The 19011-nt window shown below is 65.0% G+C and carries 12 protein-coding genes; 4 read left to right on the forward strand and 8 right to left on the reverse strand.

Annotation, left to right across the window (positions count from 1 at the left end; genetic code table 11):
• The first annotated feature begins 91 nt into the window (after positions 1 to 91).
• Positions 92 to 1012, forward strand: a complete 921-nt coding sequence (gene fmt / locus I6E04_RS00120) for a methionyl-tRNA formyltransferase (protein ID WP_235421027.1) — start codon at positions 92 to 94, stop codon at positions 1010 to 1012.
• A complete protein-coding gene (locus I6E04_RS00125; protein WP_235421030.1) occupies positions 1009 to 2388 on the forward strand; it encodes an RsmB/NOP family class I SAM-dependent RNA methyltransferase in 1380 nt (459 codons plus the stop codon). Before fmt ends, I6E04_RS00125 begins: the two co-directional genes overlap by 4 nt.
• A gap of 37 nt (positions 2389 to 2425) precedes the next feature.
• Here the strand turns inward: I6E04_RS00125 and I6E04_RS00130 are convergent, their stop codons facing one another.
• The 7 genes from I6E04_RS00130 to glgB all read right to left on the reverse strand — a co-directional run bounded on the left by I6E04_RS00130 (position 2426) and on the right by glgB (position 16036).
• Positions 2426 to 2692: an FmdB family zinc ribbon protein gene (locus tag I6E04_RS00130; protein WP_235421031.1), complete on the reverse strand. Its 267-nt coding sequence runs from the start codon at positions 2690 to 2692 to the stop codon at positions 2426 to 2428.
• Between the two features lie 163 nt (positions 2693 to 2855).
• The gene (locus tag I6E04_RS00135) at positions 2856 to 6158 is read right to left on the reverse strand and encodes a 4-alpha-glucanotransferase (protein ID WP_235421032.1); all 3303 of its coding nucleotides are present in this window, start codon (positions 6156 to 6158) and stop codon (positions 2856 to 2858) included.
• A 273-nt stretch (positions 6159 to 6431) separates the two neighbouring features.
• Positions 6432 to 8777: a glycogen synthase GlgA gene (glgA, locus tag I6E04_RS00140; RefSeq protein ID WP_235421033.1), complete on the reverse strand. Its 2346-nt coding sequence runs from the start codon at positions 8775 to 8777 to the stop codon at positions 6432 to 6434.
• Between the two features lie 125 nt (positions 8778 to 8902).
• The gene (gene glgD / locus I6E04_RS00145; protein WP_235421034.1) at positions 8903 to 10012 is read right to left on the reverse strand and encodes a glucose-1-phosphate adenylyltransferase subunit GlgD; all 1110 of its coding nucleotides are present in this window, start codon (positions 10010 to 10012) and stop codon (positions 8903 to 8905) included.
• A gap of 4 nt (positions 10013 to 10016) precedes the next feature.
• Entirely contained in the window at positions 10017 to 11162 is a 1146-nt protein-coding gene (locus I6E04_RS00150; RefSeq protein ID WP_235421036.1) for a glucose-1-phosphate adenylyltransferase, read from the reverse strand.
• Between the two features lie 113 nt (positions 11163 to 11275).
• Positions 11276 to 13705, reverse strand: coding sequence for a glycogen/starch/alpha-glucan phosphorylase (locus I6E04_RS00155; protein WP_235421037.1), 2430 nt, complete (start codon positions 13703 to 13705; stop codon positions 11276 to 11278).
• 18 nt (positions 13706 to 13723) lie between these two features.
• Entirely contained in the window at positions 13724 to 16036 is a 2313-nt protein-coding gene (gene glgB / locus I6E04_RS00160) for a 1,4-alpha-glucan branching protein GlgB (protein ID WP_235421498.1), read from the reverse strand.
• Positions 16037 to 16615: 579 nt separating this feature from the next.
• Between glgB and I6E04_RS00165 the strand changes: the two genes are divergently transcribed.
• Together I6E04_RS00165 and I6E04_RS00170 are read left to right on the forward strand one after the other, a co-directional pair.
• Positions 16616 to 17335 (forward strand): HAD family hydrolase, encoded by a 720-nt coding sequence (locus I6E04_RS00165; RefSeq protein WP_235421039.1) that lies wholly within the window; start codon positions 16616 to 16618, stop codon positions 17333 to 17335.
• Entirely contained in the window at positions 17328 to 17990 is a 663-nt protein-coding gene (locus I6E04_RS00170; RefSeq protein WP_235421040.1) for a thiamine diphosphokinase, read from the forward strand. The genes I6E04_RS00165 and I6E04_RS00170 overlap by 8 nt, the downstream gene beginning before the upstream one ends.
• 169 nt (positions 17991 to 18159) lie before the next feature.
• Here I6E04_RS00170 and I6E04_RS00175 read toward each other — a convergent pair whose 3' ends face one another.
• Entirely contained in the window at positions 18160 to 18924 is a 765-nt protein-coding gene (locus I6E04_RS00175; protein WP_235421041.1) for a phosphotransferase family protein, read from the reverse strand.
• Positions 18925 to 19011: the final 87 nt, after the last annotated feature.

Raw genomic sequence — 19011 nt, forward strand, 5'->3', positions numbered from 1 at the left:
CGCGTCCGCCGCCTGGTTGTCCCGTCGGATGCACGATCGCTCCGACGGAGCTGCCGAAGAATCCGGCCCCACCAAAGGAGAGGAGCGCGCCATGCGCGTCGTGTTTATGGGAACGCCCGCCTTCGCGGTGCCGTCGTTAAAGCACCTTGCCGCCGAGCACGAGGTCGCACTCGTGCTCACGCGCCCGGATGCGGTGCGCAGCCGCGGCAGGAAGCTCGAGCCGTCGCCCGTCAAGGTCGCCGCGCTCGAGCTCGGTCTGCCGGTGCTCGAGGCCAAGCGCATCACGCCCGAGGTGCTCGACGCGCTCGCCGCGGCGCATGCCGACGTGTTCTGCGTCGCGGCCTACGGGTGCATCCTGCCCGACGAGGTGCTGACCATGGCGCCTCTGGGGTGCGTGAACGTCCACGCCTCGCTGCTGCCGCGCTGGCGCGGTGCCGCCCCGATCCAGCGCTGCATCCTCGCCGGCGACGAGCGTACCGGCGTCTCCATCATGCGGATCGGGCACGGCGTCGATACCGGTGCCTTCTGCGCGCAGGCGAGCTGTTCGGTGCCCGGTAAGACCGCCGACGAGCTGACCGCCGAGCTCGCGGAGCTAGGCGGCTCGCTGCTCGTCTCCGTGCTGCCGACGCTCGCCGACGGATCCGCCGTGTGGACCGAGCAGGACGAGCGCCTGGTGACCCATGCGGCCAAGATCGAGAAGAGCGAGATGAGGCTCGACCCCGCCATGCCGGCGACGGATAACGCTCGACGTGTGCTCGCCTCCTCGGATGCGGCGCCGGCGCGCTGCGCGGTCGCCGACAAGCCCGTGCGCATCCTTTCGACCGAGGTCCTCGACGACGTCGCGGTCGAGCAGGGCACCTATAGCGTATCGGGTCGCCGCGTGCTGCTGGGCTGCGCGGAGGGCGTCCTGGAGGTCGTCTCCCTCAAGCCCGACGGCAAGCGCGCCATGGATGCGAGCGCATGGGCTGCCGGCCTGCGCGATAAACAGGGTACGTGGGGATTGCTCTCGTGAGTACCCTGTCGTGTGCCCGCGCGGCTGCGCTGAGCGTTCTCGCGGATTCCGATGCCGCGGCGTATGCGCGTGAGCGGCTCGATCGTCTTGACGCCACCGCACACCTCGATTCCCGTGACCGTGCACTTGCCTTGCGGCTCGTGCTCGGGGTGACGTCTGCGGTCGGCGTGCTCGATGATGCGCTCAACGCACAGCTGGACCAGCCGAAGAAGGTGGCGCCTCGTGTCCGATGGGCACTGCGCGTCGCGGCGTTCGAGATCCTCTACCTGGATACGCCGACCGAGGTCGCCGTAAGCCAAGGTGTCGAGCTCGTGCGCTCCGTCGCTCGTCGTGCCGCCGGCTTGGCCAACGCCGTGCTGCGGCGCGTCGCAGAAGGCCGCGAGGCGTTTCTTGCGGCGGAAGATGCCAATGTCGAACACCGTGAGGTCGTCGCGTGCGCACGTCGGTCCGGTCTGCCGGTCTGGCTCGTGCTCGAGCTGCGGGCGTCACTCGGTCCGCGCGCCGACGGCCTGCTCGCCTCGGCGCTCGAGCCTGCGCCGCTCGCCCTGCACCTCAATCCTCGCGTGGAGGGCGCTGCCGATGCCGTTTCGGGTGCCGCCGACGTGCTGCCGGGTTGCCGTATCGGCGTCGAGGGCGCCTCGATCGGCCGCGACGACGTGCTCGCGCGGGCGGACGCCGTCGTGTCGGACCGTCATGCGCAGCTGATCGCGACCGCGGCGACGCGTCCGGGCACCTGCCTCGAGATCGGTGCGGGTCGCGGCACCAAGAGCTTCGTGATGTGCTCGCAGGCCGTTCGCGCGGGGTATCGTCGCGCTCATGTCGCCCTCGATCTTTCGGAGCGCCGATGCCGGGCGAATGCCGACCGCCTTGCGCGCGCGGGCTTCGTCGGTATCGACACGGTCCATGGCGACGGCTGCGACCTCGATGCCGTGTTCGGCGATGCGGACGATCACCGCCGGTTCGATACGGTGTTCGTCGACGCTCCGTGTTCGGGTACGGGCACGATGCGCCGCCACGCCGAGATCGCCTGGCGTCTCACGACCGAGGATGTGCGGCATGCGCTGCCTGCCTTGCAGTTGGCGTTGCTGCGTCAGGCGGCGTCGCGCGTGGGCGAGGGCGGCGAGCTGCTCTATGCGACCTGTTCGGTGCTTTCGTCCGAAAACAAGGCGGTCGTCGAGGCGTTTTTGAATACCGCCGAAGGATCGGCTTTCCGGCTCGTCCCGGTTTCCGATGCCGCTATATTCCAGCTCGCCGGCTTCGCGGGGGCGGCGGGATGCCTCCAAACGAATGAAGACGCAGATGGATGTTTCCAATCTGCGCCTTCGTCGGGGTCGTTCGACGGGCATTTTTGTGCCCGTCTCGTGCGCGTCCGATAGGGTCGTCACAGCCCGTTGCGGCGCGCGTTCGAATCCTCTAATTGTCCTTATGCGGGCAGTTCTCGCAGGAGTGCGGGGCGTCCGTGGACGCGGAGCTGCCGGAGGTCGCCGCGGTGCTGGAGCTTCCGCCGCGCTGGTCGGTGTTGTAGAAGCCCGATCCCTTGAACTCGATGCCGCTCGGGCTGAAGACCTTTTCCGCGGGGCTGCCGCAGTCGGGACAGGTGACGTCGGGGCGCTCGAGCATGCCGTGCTCGACCTCGAAGACGGAGCCGCACGACGTGCAGCGGTAATCGTAACGTGCCATCGGATACCTCGAATTCCACTTTGCTCAGACCCCCGCCGGGCGAGCGGCGGGGGATTGTTCAACCTTGCATACTGTACCCGAAACCCCCTGCGATGCAAACGCATCCGCACGCGTTTCCACATGAGGCCCCGAGTCGCGCGCCGTGATCGCGCTGCGACGGATCTTACGCCTTGCCCGCGCTTCGTCCCGTCGCATTTCCGAGTTCGCGGATCCAGGCGCAGGAGCGCTCGATGGCCTCCTCGTCGGCCTGCCACGACCAGTTGCCCTCGGTCGTGCCGGGGACGTTCATGCGCGCGTCGTCATCGAGCAGCAGCACGTCCTGCAGCGGCATCATGACCACATCGGCGGCGCTTTCGAAGGCGAGCTTGGCGATGTCCTTCGCGAGCTCGATCTGCTCGTCGGTCGTCTTGTCGGCCGCCCAGCGCGCCGACGTCCAGCCGACGAGCGTCGAGGTGTCGTGCGTCGAGGTGTAGACGATCTTCTCGGCACCGGGACGCACGCCGTCGCGGATGTCGTAGTCCTCGAACTCGAGCACGTCCATGCCCGGGAAGCCGCAAGACGCCGTCAGGGCGCGTACCGCGGGCGTGAGGTAGCCCAGGTCCTCGGCGATGAAGGGGAGGGGTCCGAACTCGCGCTTGGCGCGCTCGAACAGCTCGATACCCGGTCCGGGCAGCCAGCGCCCGGCGCTGCCGTCCTTGCCGGCGGGGATGCTGAAGTACGACTGGAAGCCCAGGAAATGATCGAGGCGCACGCGGTCGTAGAGCGCCAACGACCGGCGGAGCCGTTCGATCCACCAGGTATAGCCGTCGGCGCGCATATGGTCCCACCGATAGGTGGGGTTGCCCCACACCTGGCCGGTCTCGGAGAACCGATCGGGCGGCGTGCCGGCGATCTCGGTCGGCATGCCGTATGCCGACAGCGAGAACATCTCAGGCTCGCTCCAGGCGTCGGCGGAGTCGTCGGAGACGTAGATGGGGATGTCGCCGATGATCTCGATGCCACGCTCGTGGGCATAGGCGAGCAGCTCGCGCCATTCGATATCGAAGCGGTACTGCGTGAACGCATGGAAGCGTCCGTTCTCGATGAAGCGGGCGTCATCGAGGATGCGCACGTCGTAGTGGGCGTAGGCGCGCGGCCACCGGTGACGGCTGGCACCGCGGGAGGCGTCCTTGACGGCCATGAAGGCGCAGTACGGGTCGAGCCAGACCTCGTTGCGTTCGAGGAACGCGAGGTAGTCGGGGTCGTCTTCGCCGCCGCCGGCGAAGAAGTCCGCGAACTCGCCTCGCAGCTGGTCGGCATCCTCCTCGAGCAGCGCCATGTTGCCGGCGAAGGCCGAGGGGCCCGCGTAGGGCGAGCCGTATGCGTCGGTCGGGTTGACCGGCAGGACCTGCCAGTAACGGGCGCCCATGTCGACGAGGTGGTCGATGAAGCGCTTGGCGGGCTCACCGAGCGTGCCGGGACGATCCCCGTTGGGGACCGAGGTGATGTGGCATACGACGCCCCAGCCGCGGTCGAGCGGCTTTTGGAGCCGTTCGACATCGTGGAAGTAGGCGACGGCGCTGCCGAGCGGCCATAGCGCCACCTCGGCCGTACCGTCATCACGTCTGACCAGGTCGGCGCCGCCGATCACGTCGATACCCATCTCGCCCTCGAAGGGGATGGACACCACATGTCGCTTATCCAGGCTGCGGTTCACGACGATGCTCGCACGCTGTCCGTCTTCGCCGCGCCTCGTGTACATGAGGACGTCGTCGTTCAAAGCGCGCGCCTCGATATCGCCGGTGACGAACAGCGGGAGCGTGCGACGCAGCGCCACCGTGTCGCGGACCATGTTGAAGAAGTCGGTGTCCTCGTGACCCCACGGATAGGTGGCGCGGTTGCCGGGGTCGGTCAGCCCCTGCACGCCGGCCTCGTCGCCGTAGTAGATGGACGGCACGCCGGCGAAGGTCATCTGGATGAGGGAGGCGAGCCAAAAGCGGCTCTTGGCGAGGCCGAGCGCATCGTCGGACAGGCGCCAGGACCCGCGCTGGTTCTCGGGGAGCGCGTCGATATCGGGAAGTCCGCCCAGCACCGAGACGATACGGGGACGATCGTGGCTGCCCAGCAGGTTGAGGGCGCAGAAGAGGGCCTCGCGCGGGTAGTTCTCGCGCAGCGACTCGATCGCCTCGGCGGCATGGTAGGCGGTGTAGCCGTCGTTCTCGCCGGTGAGCAGTCCGAGCACCATATCGCGGAAGGGATAGTTCATGGCCGAATCGAGCTGGTCGCCGAGCAGGTAGTGACGGAGCTTGCCGTAGGCGATCTTGTTGGAGGCGTCCTCCCAGACCTCGCCGAGCACGAGCGCGTCGCTTTTCTCCGCGGTCGCGGCGGCCTTGATGCCGTCGAGCATCTCGTCGGAAAGCTCGTCGGCCACGTCGAGGCGCCAGCCGCGGGCACCGGCGCGCAGCCAGTAGCGGATCACGCCGTTGGGGCCCAAAATAAGGTCGTGGATCGCCTGGGACTGCTGGTTCACCGCGGGCATGTTGCCCACACCCCACCAGCAATCGTAGGTGCCGTCGTCGTTGATGCGGAAGGCGTCGCGCCACTCGGAATCCTTGTCGCCCGACCAGGCGCCGGGCTCGGGATAGTTGCCGTACGCGTTGAAGTAGATCGAATCGCTGCCGGTGTGGTTGAACACGCCGTCGAGGATGATCGAGATGCCATGCGCACGCGCGGTCGCGCAGAGCCTGCGGAAATCCTCCTCGGTGCCGAGGAGCTGATCGATCTTCATGTAATCGGCGGTGTCGTAGCGATGGTTGCTCGCCGCCTCGAAGATCGGGTTGAGGTAGATCGAGGTGATGCCCATCTCGGCGAGATGGGGGAGGTGCTCTTCGATGCCGCGGAGGGACCCGCCGTAGAAGTCCCAGCTTCGGATATCGCCGGTCTCGTCGCGGTCGTAGACGGGAGGTGTGCTCCAGTCCTCCACGATATGCTGGTTGCAGCCACGCCGCGGGTGCGCGAGGCGCTCGAGCGCGCGGGCTTTCCAATCCTCGTCGCGGGCGTAGCGGTCCGGGAAGATCTGGTAGACGATGCCGCGCTCGTACCACGTCGGGCGCTGGGCGCGATGCTTGTAGACCGAGATCTGGAACGACGGTACGTTGTCGTAATCGTAGGTGACGCCTTCGCCGCCCGTGGCGCCCTGGGGTGCGCCGACGCGGAGCTCGAAGCCGTCGTTCGTGCGGACGATGAAGTGGTACCAGACGATCTGGGGCTCGTCGAGGGAGATCTGTGCGGAGTACATGCCCTCGCCGTCACCGATCAGGGGGTAGAGCGTCTCACCGACGCCGTCTACCCACGTGCGGACCGTGCAGGTGATGCCGGCGGCATCCTCTTTGTAGACCTCGAGGGAAAGCGTCACGGTCGTTCCGACTTCGACCGCACCGAAGGGGGAGCGGAATCGGGGAAGCCTGCTGTTGTGACGAAGTTTCATAGCGTGTTCCTTGCGTTATCGATACGCCCATCTCGGGGATGCACCCGAGTCGTCTGGGCGAAAGAGTCACATATCGGTGCAATTTTATCGTACTTGCGGGAACGATTACGGACCGTTGCCGACCAATTGCCGATTTTTCGGATGGTATGAGGCTGTAATGGCAGCTCAAGAGCTGTTTGCAGGAAGCCTGTACGGGTTTTGGCCACCAAGAAAAACGGGGCGAGCCGTGAAGCTCGCCCCGTTTCGGACGTACTGTTTGCGAAGATGCGCGGCTTAGCGCTTCTTGCGCGTCGTCGTCTTGCGGGCGGCGGAGACGGTGGTCGCCTTCGGGGCGGCGGGCTTCTCCTCGGTCTCGGTCGCCTTGGCAGCGGTCGCCGGCTTGGCTGCCGTCGTCTTCGCGGTCGAGGCGGTCGCCTTGGCCGTCGTCTTCTTGGCGGCAGTCGCCTTCGTCGCCGTGGTCTTGGCGGCAGCGGTCTTGGTCGCGGTCGCCGTGGCTGCCGTCGTCTTCTCGGCGACTGCGGTCTCCTTCGCGGCGGCAGTCGCCTTGGTCGCGGTCGTCTTCGTCGCCGTGGTCTTGGTGGCAGCGGCCTTCGCGGAGGTCGTCTTGGTCGCGGTCGTCTTCGTCGCCTTGGCGGTCTTGGTCGCGGTCGCCTTGGCGGTCGCGGTCTTCGCCGCAGCCGTCTTGGTTGTCGTGGTTGCCTTCGTGGTCGTCTCGGCCTTCGCTGCAGTCGTCTCGGTAGCCGTTGCGGCCTTGGTCGAAGCGGCCTTGGCCGTCGTCTTGGAAGCGGCGGTCTTCGTAGCCGCGGCGGCCTTGGTGGCAGTCGACTTCGCAGCCGTGGTCTTCGCGGTCGTCGCCTTGGCGGCCGTGGACTTGGCGGTCGCGGTCTTGGCAGTCGCGGTCTTGGTCGCGGTCGTCTTCTTGGCTGCGGGCTTCTTGGCCGTGGCGGTCTTGGTCGCCTTGGTCGCGGCCTTCTTCGCCGCGGACTCGGCAGGTGCCGGCTCGGCCTTCGCGGGCGCGTCGTCAGCGGTCTTCACCGCGGCATCGGCAGCCTTGTCCTCATCGGCAGCGGCGGGCTTCTCCTCCGCCTTGGCGGGCTCGGCCTTGGGCTCGTCGTCGGTCGCCGGGGTCTCCGGCTCAGCCGCAAAAGGGACGTAGCGCTCGAGCTCGGGATGCAAGCCGTAGTAGAGGTCCATGTACTGGTCGGCGGAACGCGTCCAGCTGAAGTCCGCGGTCATCGCGTTGTCCACGAGCTTGTTCCACGCGTCCTTGTCGTCCCAGAAGGTGCGGGCCGCGCGGAAGACGGCATCGCCCATCTCGTCGCCGTTGAAGTGGGTGAAGGTGAAGCCCGTGCCCTCGCCGGTGAACATGTTGTAGGGGATGACGGTGTCCTTGAGGCCGCCGGTCTCGCGGACGATGGGCAGGGTGCCGTAGCGCATGGCGATCATCTGGGACAGACCGCAGGGCTCGAACAGCGACGGCATGAGGAACATGTCGGCGCCGGAGTACATGCGCTGCGAGAGGAACGGGTCGAACTCGATGCGCGCGGCCATGCTGCCCGGATAGGTGCGCTCGAAGTAGCGCAGCGCCTCCTCGTACTCGGCATCGCCGGTGCCGAGCACGGCCACCTGGACGCCGCCGGACAGGATGCGGTCGAGCGAGTAGGTGACGAGGTCCATACCCTTCTGGCGGGTGAGACGCGTGACCATGACCATGAGGGGACGGTCATCGCGGACCTCGAGGCCCAGCTCGGCCTGAAGGGCGGCTTTGCACGCAGCCTTGCCGGAGCGGTCCTCGACCGTGTAGTTGGCGTGGATGCGGTCATCGGTCGCCGGGTCGTTGCGCTTGGTGTCCAGACCGTTCAGGATACCGGACAGGATGTTCTCGCGGCGACGGAGCACGCCGTCGAGGCCCTCGCCGAACTCCGGCGTGCGGATCTCCCACGCGTAGGTGGGGGAGACGGTCGTGATGGCGTCGGTGTAGTTCAGCGCGCCCTGCATGTAGTTGATGGAGCGCTCGTCGCAGCGCAGCTGACGGACGGCCGGCTCGATGTGGGACAGGCCGAGCACGTCGCCGAGCAGCATGTCGGTGAACTGGCCCTGGAAGGCGATGTTGTGGATCGAGAAGACGGTCTTGACGTTCTGGTAGATCGGGTTGGCCATGTAGAACTCGCGCAGGAACACGGGGGCCATGGCGGTGTGCCAATCGTTGCAGTGGAGCACGTCGCACATAAAGCCGTCGGGCAGGTACTGCAGGCTCTCGCAGATGGCCTTGGAGAAGAAGGCGAAGCGCTCGCCGTCATCGAAGAAGCCGTACGGATAGCTGCGGTCGAAGTAGTGCTCGTTGTCCAGGAACAGGTAGGTGACGCCATCGTAGACCAGGCGCTCGAGGCCGCAGTACTCGTTGCGCCAACCCAGCGGCACGTAGAACTGGCCGACGTGCTCCATCTGGTCCTTATGGGTCTGCGCGATGGTGGAGTACTTCGGAACCATGACGATGACGTTGGCACCGGCGGCGACAAGGTAGGCGGGCAGCGAACCCGCGACGTCGCCCAGACCACCCGTCTTGACGAAGGGGGCCGCCTCGGCGCTCGCGAACACGACGTTAAGCTTTCTTGCCATGGAAAATCTCTCCTGTTACTTCAGCGTTCAGTGGCAAAATCGCCGCCCGGCGCGGGCCGGACGGCGATTCAATGATACCTCGAAATGCGCGAATGCGTGGCCGAGGGGTCATTTCGTAACGTTCGTTACGCGGTGATGGGCGCCTTTCCCACGGAGAGGATCGCATCGGGCGTACCGCGCAGCTCGGTGTTGGCGGGCACGACGTTGTTCTTGTCGATGATGGCGTTCTCGACGCGGGCGCCGGTCTTGATGTGGACGCCCTGCATGATGATGCTGTTCACGACGTTCGCGCCGGACTCGACGATGACGCCGCGGGACAGGATCGAGTTGCGGACCGTGCCCATGATCTCGCAGCCCGCGGAGATGCGCGAGTTGCAGGCGACCGAGCCGGCGGCGTACTTGGCCGGCGGCGCGTCGTGGGCCTTGGTGAGGATCGGGCGATCCTTATCGAAGAGCTGCTTGTTGATGACCGGATCGAGCATCTCCATGCTGCGCTGGTAGTAGGTGACCTCGTCGAACATGCCGACGGCGAGGCCCTTGAACTCGTAGCTGCACACATCGATACGCGCGAAGTCGCCGGCGATGGCCTCGAAGATGTCGAGGTAGTCGGCCGACGCGTAGCGGTCGATGATCTTGAGGAGCAGCTCACGGTTGATGACGAAGCAGTCGACGAACTTGTTGTCGCCGTACTTGCAGCCCTCGCGGACCTGCTGGACGCGGCCGGCGTCGCCGATGACGAGCGAGCAGGCGTCCTCATGGTCGCGCTCGGCCTTGACGTAGACCATGGTGATGCCCACGCCGCTGGCCTCGTGCGCGTCGATGATGGCGTTCAGGTCCATGTTGAAGATGATGTTGGACCCCATGAGCACGACGTAGGGCTCCTTGGCACGCTGGAAGAGCGTCTTGTTGGAGATGATGTCGCGCAGCAGGAAGCGCATGCCGGCCTTGGTGGTGCCGTAGGGGTTGCCGGGCAGCGGGAACAGGCCGCCGCGCTTGCGGTCGAGGCCCCAGTCCTTGCCGTGGCCGACGTGGTCGATGATGGAGCGGTAGTTACCCGGCATGACCAGACCGACCGTCTTGATGCCCGCGTTGGCCATGTTGGACAGCGGGAAGTCGATCAGGCGGTAGCGTCCCATGACGGGAACCGACGCGATGGGGCGGCTCTGCAGGAGGGTCTCCTGCTTGAGCGCCGTGTAGTTGGCTGTTATGTAACCGATGGCCTTGTTGTTGATCATCGGATCATTCCCCCTTCCCGATGACGACGTCGTTTCCGACGACGGCGGTGTCCTTCTGCGTGTCGACGCTACCGAGCTTCACGCCCTCCTCGACGATGGCGTTTTCACCCAGGATGGCGCGGACCACATGGGCACCGCTCTTGACGACGGCGCCGGGAAGCAGGACGGAATCCTCGACGACGGCACGCTCCTCGATCACGGCGTCCGTGGACAGGATGGAGTGGCGCGCGGTGCCGAAGATCTCGCAGCCGTTGGAGACCAGGCAGTCGTCGACGCGGCCGTTGGGGCCGATGTAGTGCGGCGGGCGCGTCGTGTCGTTGCTCATGATGGGCGCCGAGTTGTCGTAGATGTCGAACTCGGGGTTCTGGCCGAGCAGGCCCATGCTGGTCTCGTGGTAGCTCGCGATGGTGCCGACGTCCTTCCAGTACCCGTGGAACTTGTGGACGAACAGGCGCTTGCCGTCGGCGAGGGCCTTGGGGATGATGTCGCCGCCGAAGTCGTGGCTGGAGCGCTGATCGAGCGCGTCCTCCTCGAGCGCCTGGATCAGGAAGTCGGCGGTGAAGATGTAGATGCCCATGGACGCGAGGTTCGAATCGGGCTTCTCGGGCTTCTCGGTGAACTTGGTGATGCGGTCGTTGTCATCCGTGGTCAGGATGCCGAAGCGGCTCGCGTCCTCCCAAGGCACGGGCATGACGGCGATGGTGAGGTCCGCCCCGTTCTTGATGTGGTTGTCGAGCATCTCGCGGTAGTCCATGCGGTACAGCGCGTCACCGGACAGGATCAAGACGTACTCGGGGTCGTGCGACTTGATGTAGTCGAGGTTCTGCGTCACCGCGTCGGCGGTGCCGTTGTACCAGGCGCCGCCTTCCTGCGTGGCGTACGGCGGAAGGATGGACACGCCGCCACCGCGCTCGTCGAGATCCCACGAGGAACCCGATCCAAGGTACGCGTGCAGACGGTAGGGACGGTACTGCGTCAGAACGCCCACCGTGTCGATACCGGAGTTCGCGCAGTTCGACAGCGTAAAGTCGATGATCCTGTACTTGCCGCCGAACGAAACCGCCGGCTTGGCGATCTTGGATGTGAGCGCCCCCAATCTGCTTCCCTGTCCTCCTGCGAGGAGCATAGCGATGCATTCTTTTTTACTCATCGAATTCTCCTTCATTGCCGTGCCGTTGCTAAAACCTTGCCTATCTATGCGATCGTCGGGCCGCGCACCCGTATGCCCCGAGACGCGCGGCCCGCTAAGGCCATCGGTGCGCGCTAGGCGTGCCAGATCTCGTCGCGGTACTCGCGGATGGTGCGGTCGGACGAGAAGTGGCCGGAGTTGGCGATGTTCATGAGCGCCATCTTCTGCCAGGTGCGCGTGTCGTCGTAGACCGCCGTGAGCTCGTCCCAGGCCTGGACGTAGCTCGCGAAGTCCGCGAGGACGAAGTCGTAGTCGTTGTTGTTCATGAGCTCTGCCTGGATGGACTCGAAGTTGCCGGACAGGCGGGCGAAGGTGCCGTCGACCAGCTGATCGACGCAGCGGCCCACGCCGTTGCGGTCGTTGTTGTAGACGTCCCAGGCGAAGTAGTTGCCGTGGCGCAGCGCCTCGACCTCGCTCTCCTTGAGACCGAAGATCTTCTCGTTCTCGAGGCCCGCGAGCTCGGCGATCTCGATGTTGGCGCCGTCGAGGGTGCCGAGGGTGATGGCGCCGTTCATCATAAGCTTCATGTTCGAGGTGCCCGACGCCTCCTTGCCGGCCGTCGAGATCTGCTCGGAGATATCGGTGGCGGGGTAGATGAGCTGGGCGTTGGAGACCGCGAAGTTGGGGATGAACGCGACCTTGATGTAGTCGTTCACGCGGTCGTCGTTGTTGATGACATCGGCCACGGAGTTGATGAGGCGGATGACCTCCTTGGCGAAGGTGTAGGCGCTCGCCGCCTTGCCCGAGAAGATGAACGAGGCCTTGTGGGGCTTGTAGTTGGGATCGTCAAGCATGCGGTTGTAGATGTGCATGACCTTGAAGATGTTGAGCAGCTGGCGCTTGTAGGCGTGGAAACGCTTCACCTGGACGTCGAAGATGGAGTCGACGTCGAGCTCGACGCCGCAGGTGCGCGAGACGTAGGCGGCCAGGCGCTTCTTGTTCTCCTGCTTGGCGGCGGCCAGGCCGTCCAAAAACTCGTTGTCGTCGATGAAAGCCTCGAGGCGCTTGAGCTGCGAGGCGTCGCGGTACCACTCGTCGCCGATCTTGGATGTGATCAGGCGGGACAGCCAGGGGTTGGCGTTGCCCAGGAAGCGGCGGGGCGAGATGCCGTTGGTCTTGTTGTTGAACTTCTCGGGGGTGAGCTCGTAGAAGTCGTGGAGCGTGTCGCGCTTCAGGATGTCGGTGTGCAGCTGGGCCACGCCGTTGACGGAGTGCGAGCAGATGACCGAGAGGTTCGCCATGCGCACCTGGCCGTCCCATAGGATGGCGGTGTTGCGCAGCTTATCCTGCCAGTGGTCGATATCGCGCGGGAAGGACTCCATGAAGCGACGGTTGATCTCGTCGATGATCATGTAGACGCGCGGCAGCAGGCGACGGAACGTGTCGATGGGCCATTTCTCGAGCGCCTCGGGCAGGACGGTGTGGTTGGTGTAGGAGACCGAACGCGTGACGATGTCCCACGCGGTATCCCAATCCAGGCCCTCCTGGTCCATGAGCAGGCGCATGAGCTCGGCGCCGCACATGGCGGGATGGGTGTCGTTGGTGTGGATGGCGACGAGCTCGGGGAAGCGGTCCCACGCGTCGGTGCCGTAGTCGGCCTTGTAGGTGCGCAGGATCGAGGCCAGACCCGCGGCGACGAACAGGTACTCCTGCTTGAGGCGCAGGATACGGCCGTGCTCGCCGGCGTCGTTGGGGTACAGGATCTCCGAGATGGCCTCGGCGTCGGTGCGGAACTTGTTGGCCTTGGCGTAATCGCCCGCGTTGAACGCGTCGAGGTCGAAGTCGGCCGCCGCCGGCTCGGCGCTCCACAGGCGCAGGCGGTTCACGGTCTTGCCGCCGTAGCCGATGATGGGCACGTCGTAGGGGACCGCCTCGATGAGGTCGCCGCCCTCGACGTCGAAGCTGAAGGTGCCGTCCTCGTTGCCGTGGCGCACGACCTCGCCGCCGAAGCGTACGATCACGCGGCTCTCGGGATGCTTGGTCTCCCACGGATAGCCCTTGGCGAGCCAGTTGTCGGTCACCTCGACCTGACGGCCGTCGCGGATCTCCTGCTTGAACAGGCCGTAGCGGTAACGCATGCCGTTGCCGAAGCCGAGGATCCCCTCGGCGGCCATGGAGTCGAGGAAGCACGCGGCGAGACGGCCGAGACCGCCGTTGCCCAGACCCGGGTCGCCCTCCTCCTGGAGCAGGTCGTCAAGATCGATGCCCATCTCGTCGAGGCCTTCCTCGACGATGTCGCGGATGCCGTAGTTGAGCAAGTAGTTGTCGAGCAGCGGACCCATGAGGAACTCGAGCGAGAAATAGTAGACCTTCTTCTGGTCGCTCTTGCCGTTCTCGCTGTCCGACAGCGCGAACTGGCGATTGGCGCGCGAGGCGATCAGCTTGGCGAGGGCGCGGTAGCGCTCGCCGGATTTGGCGGCGTCGATGTCCTTTCCGACCTCGGCCATCAGCATCGCGCGGTAGTCGCGCTTGAAGTCCTCGGTCGTTTCGAAAATCTTCGTCATACGGTGTTCTTCTCCCCTTTAATCGGTTTGCTTCTTCGAGGTTGCCGTGCGCTTCGAGGAAGCCTTTCTGGTGGAAGCCGTCGTGGACTTCCGAGTGCCTTTCGGCGTCTTCGCGGCTTTGGCCGTGGAAGATGAGGTGGATGCCGTCGCCTTGGTCTTCTTGGCGGCAGCCGAGGTAGTCTTGGCGGTCTTCGATGTGGAGGACGAGGCCTTCTTGGCGGTCGTCTTCTTGGTCGTGGTCGCCGTGCCCGTGCCCGTCTTCTTGGCGCTCGCCGTGCGGCGCGTCGTCTTCTTGGGCTTGGGCGGCTTGTAGGAGCTCGGGCCCTGGCGCTTGAGGACGATGCCCGCAAGCGGAGGCACGAGGAGCTCGATGGAGTTGTCGAACCCGTGCTTGGGTTCGGGATGGCTCGAAAGGACGTGGTCGTTGTGCTTGCCCGACCCGCCGAACGCCGGATCGTCGGTGTTGAAGATCTCGATGTAATCGCCCTCGCGCGGGACGCCCATCTCGAACGTCTCGTAGTACGCGGGGTCGAAGTTGATCAAGATCACGACGTCCTCGTCGGGGTTATCGCCGTGGCGCACGAACGAGATGATGGACTGGTCGGAATCGTTAGGGTCGATCCACTCGAAGCCCTCGGGAACGTAGGCGCGCTCCCAGAAGGCGGGTTGATCGGTGTAGAGATGGTTGAGCGCCTCGATGAAGTGCTGGTGCTTGGCGTGCGTCTCGTACTGCTCGGTTAGGAACCACTGCACCGACTCGTAGTAGCGCCACTCGATGAACTGGGCGATCTCGTTGCCCATGAAGTTGAGCTTGGCGCCGGGATGCGTCATCTGGTAGAAGGCCAGCGTGCGCAGGCCCGCGAACTGACGCCACCAGTCGCCCGGCATGCGGCCGATCAGCGAGCACTTGCCGTGGACGACCTCGTCGTGCGACAGCGGCAGGATGAAGTTCTCCGAGAAGGCGTACATGATCGAGAACGTGAGCAGGTTGTGGTTGCCCGGACGCCAAGGGAAGTCGGTCTGCATGTAATGCAGGGTGTCGTTCATCCAGCCCATGTCCCACTTGTAGTTGAAGCCCAGGCCGCCGTCCTCGGGCGGATAGGTCACGAGCGGCCAGGCGGTGGACTCCTCGGCCATCATCATGACGTCGGGGAAGGCCTGCGCGACCGTGGTGTTGACGCGGCGGATGAAGTCGATGGCGTCGAGATCGCCCTCGTCACCGTACTTGTTGAACTTCTTCTGCGACGGATCGTCGACGCCGAAGTTGAGGTAGAGCATGCTCGAGACGCCGTCCATACGGATGCCGTCGGCGTGGAACAGCTCGATCCAGAACAGCACGTTGGAGATCAGGAAGCTGCGGACCTCACCGCGGCCGAAGTCGAACTTGTGCGTGCCCCAGTTGGGATGGATCTCGCGCTCGTAGAGCATGTGTCCGTTGAAGGTGGCAAGCCCCTGGGCGTCGGCGCAAAAGCCGCCGGGCACCCAGTCGAGGATGACGCCGATGCCGGCGGCATGGCAGGCGTCGACGAAGTGCATGAACTGCTTGGGCTCACCGTAGCGCGACGTCACGGCGTAGTAGCCGGTGCCCTGGTAGCCCCACGAGCCGTCGAAGGGATGCTCCTGGACCGGCAGCACCTCGATGTGGGTGTAGCCCATCTTCTTGACGTAGTCGACCAGCTCGACGGACAGATCGTCGTAGGTGTAGTAGCGGCCGCGCTGCGCGGGGAAGGGGTCCATCGGTCCAGGGTAGTTGCCGTTCTCGTCGGGGTCGCCCTGCGGTTCATCGCCGTGGCGGTTCCACGAGCCTAGATGGACCTCGTAGATGTTCAGGGGCTGCTTCATGTGGTCGCGACCCTTGCGCTCGCGCATGTAGTCGCCGTCGGCCCACTCGTAACCCGCGATGTCCATGAGGCGCGATGCGGTTCCCGGGACCTGCTCGCTGTAGAAGCCGTAGGGGTCGGCCTTATAGAGTAGCTTGCCCTCATCGGTCTCGATGACGTACTTGTACAGATCGCCTTGAGAAAGACCCGGCACGAAGCCATGCCACAGGCCACCGGTGGGAAGCGGGCTCAGCGGGTTCGCATGCTCATCCCAGCCGTTGAAGTCGCCGACCACGTGGACGCTCTTGACGTCCGGGGCCCATACGCAGAAACGCCACCCCTCGACACCGTCTTGCGTGTCGGGGTGGGCGCCCATCTTCTCCCAGCTTCGGTTCCATGATCCCTGAGCGAAAAGATGGATGTCGTCTTCGGTGATGATCAGGCAGGGAGCCTCGGTCTCGGTCGAAGATGCCGCCTTCGTTGCGTCGAGCTCAGCACGTGTACGGTCCATCGCGTCCGTCCAATCGACATGGATGGTTTCGAGCCATCCGGAGTGGATATGCGGTTGCGGAACCGATTCCACCGGTGCCATGGCGCATCGGTGGGTCGAGAATACCGCAACATCCATAATTTAACACTTGAAGGCAGGCGACGTGAGGACGAGCCGAGGGACGGTCGATTTCGTCACATGGACGTTTTGGCCCTTTTTCTTTTGGATCACTGTGGTAGGGGATCGGTCGTCGAGGGCGGAGTCGCCGGGTCGCTTCGTCTCCACGGGGTGTGTGGTCCGCCTGTTCTGTCCGGGAACACCTTTTCGCGTTTACGGTTCGGTTTTGCGAGAGGTGTCCGAGTAGACGCGCATGCGAATGAAGAAAAACCGCAGGTAGCAAGAGGGTCTCTTTTCCGTCTACTCGATGGGTGCCGTTAAAACCGAACCGTAAACGCATCGAGAGGTGGCGGATCGGCCATTCCATCCCGTATGCGCGGTTTCCGATTCAGGTCGTCGTCGAGAAGGCGCATCGCGGAGCCGTCCATCTGGTACGATACGTTCGGTTTCTGTCGAGGTTTCCGAGTGCGGGGAGTGGTATCCGTGAACGACGTTTCGCGCGGGCGTCCGCAGGCGTTCATCTTCGATTGCGACGGTACGCTCGTGAGGTCCATGGGCATGTGGCTGTCGTTCTATCCCGAGTTGGTCGCGCGCTACGGCATCAGCATGACGCCGGAGGATTTCGCGGCGACCGAGAGCCTTGCCATGCCCGAGGAGATCGCGTACTACCATCGCATGCTCGGTATCGGCGAGAGCGCGGAAGCCCTGATCGACGAGGCACGCGAGATGCTGCGCGAGAAGTACGCGCACGACGTCCTGCTCCGTCCCGGGGTACGCGCGTTTTTGGAGGCGGCGCACGCCGTGGGCATCCCCGTGGCGATCGCGACCTCGACGGACGAGGACCTCGTCCGTCTCGCGCTCGCCCATAACGGGATCGACGGCTTTTTCTCGGCGCTCGTGACCACCGAGCAGGCGGGTGCGTCCAAGGAGCATCCCGATGTGTACGATCTCGCGCTCGAGTGCCTGTGCGAGGCACGTGGGATCGCGGTGCCCGATCACGCCGACGTCTGGGTGTTCGAGGACGCCCTGTTCGGTCTTATGAGTTCGGGGTCGGCGGGGTATCGCCGGGTGGGCGTCTACGACTACGAAGGCCGTGCGGCTCGCGATGACGTGCAGCGGACCTGCGAGGTGTTCGTCGACGAGTTCACCGAGCTCGCCCTTGATGCCGACGGTGCACCGACGTGCGAGGTGGATCGTGGCTGAGGTCGAGCGCGTCTGTGTGATCGGCGGATCTCCCGAGCCGTCGTCTGCCGCGACGATCCGTGCCGCCGCATCGGGGTGCGATGTCGTGGTCGCGATCGACCGCGGCCTGGATGCGGCGTTGGCGGCCGGCGTGAACATCGACCTGTTCTGCGGCGATGCCGATTCGGTGAGCGCCGAGGGGGCGAGCCTCGTGCGCGCCGCCGAGGGCGACGACGCGTCTTTGTTCGCCGTCGAGCGCTACAACCCGCATAAGGATTTCACCGACCTGTCCCTGGTGTTGCGCGCCGTGAGCGAGCGGTGGGGCACGCCGGGCCTCGTGTGCACGTGTCTTGCCGGTGGCAACCCCGATCACCTGCTGGGCGTCTTCGGGCGTCTTGGCGGCTGGGACGGTTCGGTCGAGCTGGTCGAGGATTCGTTCGCGGGACGTGTCCTGCGCGACGGGGGAGCGTGGACGATATCGTCGCATGTGGGCTCCCGCTTCTCGTTTATCCCGTTGTCGAGCGAGGTCACGGTATCCGAAGCCGGCATGCGTTGGGAGCTCGACCATCATCGCGTCGAGCTGCTGAGCGATCTTGGCATCTCCAACGTCATCGAGCGCGACGGTGCGACCATCACCTGCCACACCGGCACCCTCATCTGCTGGCTCTTTAACTAAAAAGAGCGCCGCAAAGCGGCGCTCACCGATTGTGCTTACCGCAGATTACCCGCAGTAAGGTAAACGCAGGAACCCCGCCAAGGTATTCCTGGACGAACATTCCGCAGGCCGAAGGCCGAGGACGTTCGCTCGGGAAACCTTGGCGGGGTTCCGCCGGGAGTTTTACCCCTTACTGATAATCGAACACGTCGATGCAGCTCATGAGGAACTCATCGTTGGCTCCGCCGCGCTTGCGGGCAAGCTCGGAGGCGGCGACGATGGACAGGTAGCTGCGAACGATCTGAACCGGCTCGTCGGCGCGGTTGCAGTACAGCTCGAGGTAGGCGTCGGCCTGCTGCTTGTCCTGCAGGGCGAACAGCAGGTAGGTCATCGCGGCGTCGGCGGCGGGAGCACCCTGGGTGGCATGCGCCCAGTCGCAGACGTAGAGCTGACCGTCGTCACCGACGATGACGTTGGTGGGATTGAAGTCGCCGTGGCAGACGTTGGTCTCGAGCTTCATGCCGTCAAGACGCTGCAGCAGGTCGTAGCGCGTGGACGCGTTGAGTTCCTCGAGGGAGTTGATCATACGCGCGTACTTGTCACGCTGACGGGGAAGCAGCGGGGAACGGAAGGAGTGGATCTCGATCTGAAGGTCCACGAACTGCTCCAGGTACTCGTAGAAACGACCGGGCTCGGCAGCCATCTTCTCGGCGAGGGTGGTGCCGGGGACCTTGCTGGTCACGAGCGCCCAGCCGCCGTCCTCGACCTGGGCGACCTCGAGGGCACGGGGGCTGCGGATGCCGCACTCGTTGATGCGGGCGAGATTCAGGGCCTCGTTGAACACGTCCGAGACGGGTTTGGTCTCGTTGAAGACCTTGACGATCTTGTCGCCGAGGTCGTAGACGACCTTGTTGCCGCGGCGGGCGAGCTCGACCTTGGTATCGGGAAGAATCATGGCGCTACCGTCCTTTCTGTGGTTTGCACCATCTACTTATACCCGGGACACGCGCGTGCGTGCCCCGGGCGACACGCGGATTCGAGG

The organism is Collinsella tanakaei, from assembly GCF_021531055.1.
GTDB lineage: Bacteria > Actinomycetota > Coriobacteriia > Coriobacteriales > Coriobacteriaceae > Collinsella > Collinsella tanakaei_B.

Coding starts and splice junctions, on each gene's coding strand:
- I6E04_RS00155 (WP_235421037.1), bottom strand. CDS start 13,705: ATGACGAAGATTTTCGAAACGACCGAGGACTTCAAGCGCGACTACCGC.
- I6E04_RS00150 (WP_235421036.1), bottom strand. CDS start 11,162: ATGAGTAAAAAAGAATGCATCGCTATGCTCCTCGCAGGAGGACAGGGA.
- glgA (WP_235421033.1), bottom strand. CDS start 8,777: ATGGCAAGAAAGCTTAACGTCGTGTTCGCGAGCGCCGAGGCGGCCCCC.
- fmt (WP_235421027.1), top strand. CDS start 92: ATGCGCGTCGTGTTTATGGGAACGCCCGCCTTCGCGGTGCCGTCGTTA.
- I6E04_RS00130 (WP_235421031.1), bottom strand. CDS start 2,692: ATGGCACGTTACGATTACCGCTGCACGTCGTGCGGCTCCGTCTTCGAG.
- glgB (WP_235421498.1), bottom strand. CDS start 16,036: ATGGACCGTACACGTGCTGAGCTCGACGCAACGAAGGCGGCATCTTCG.
- I6E04_RS00135 (WP_235421032.1), bottom strand. CDS start 6,158: ATGAAACTTCGTCACAACAGCAGGCTTCCCCGATTCCGCTCCCCCTTC.
- glgD (WP_235421034.1), bottom strand. CDS start 10,012: ATGATCAACAACAAGGCCATCGGTTACATAACAGCCAACTACACGGCG.
- I6E04_RS00175 (WP_235421041.1), bottom strand. CDS start 18,924: ATGATTCTTCCCGATACCAAGGTCGAGCTCGCCCGCCGCGGCAACAAG.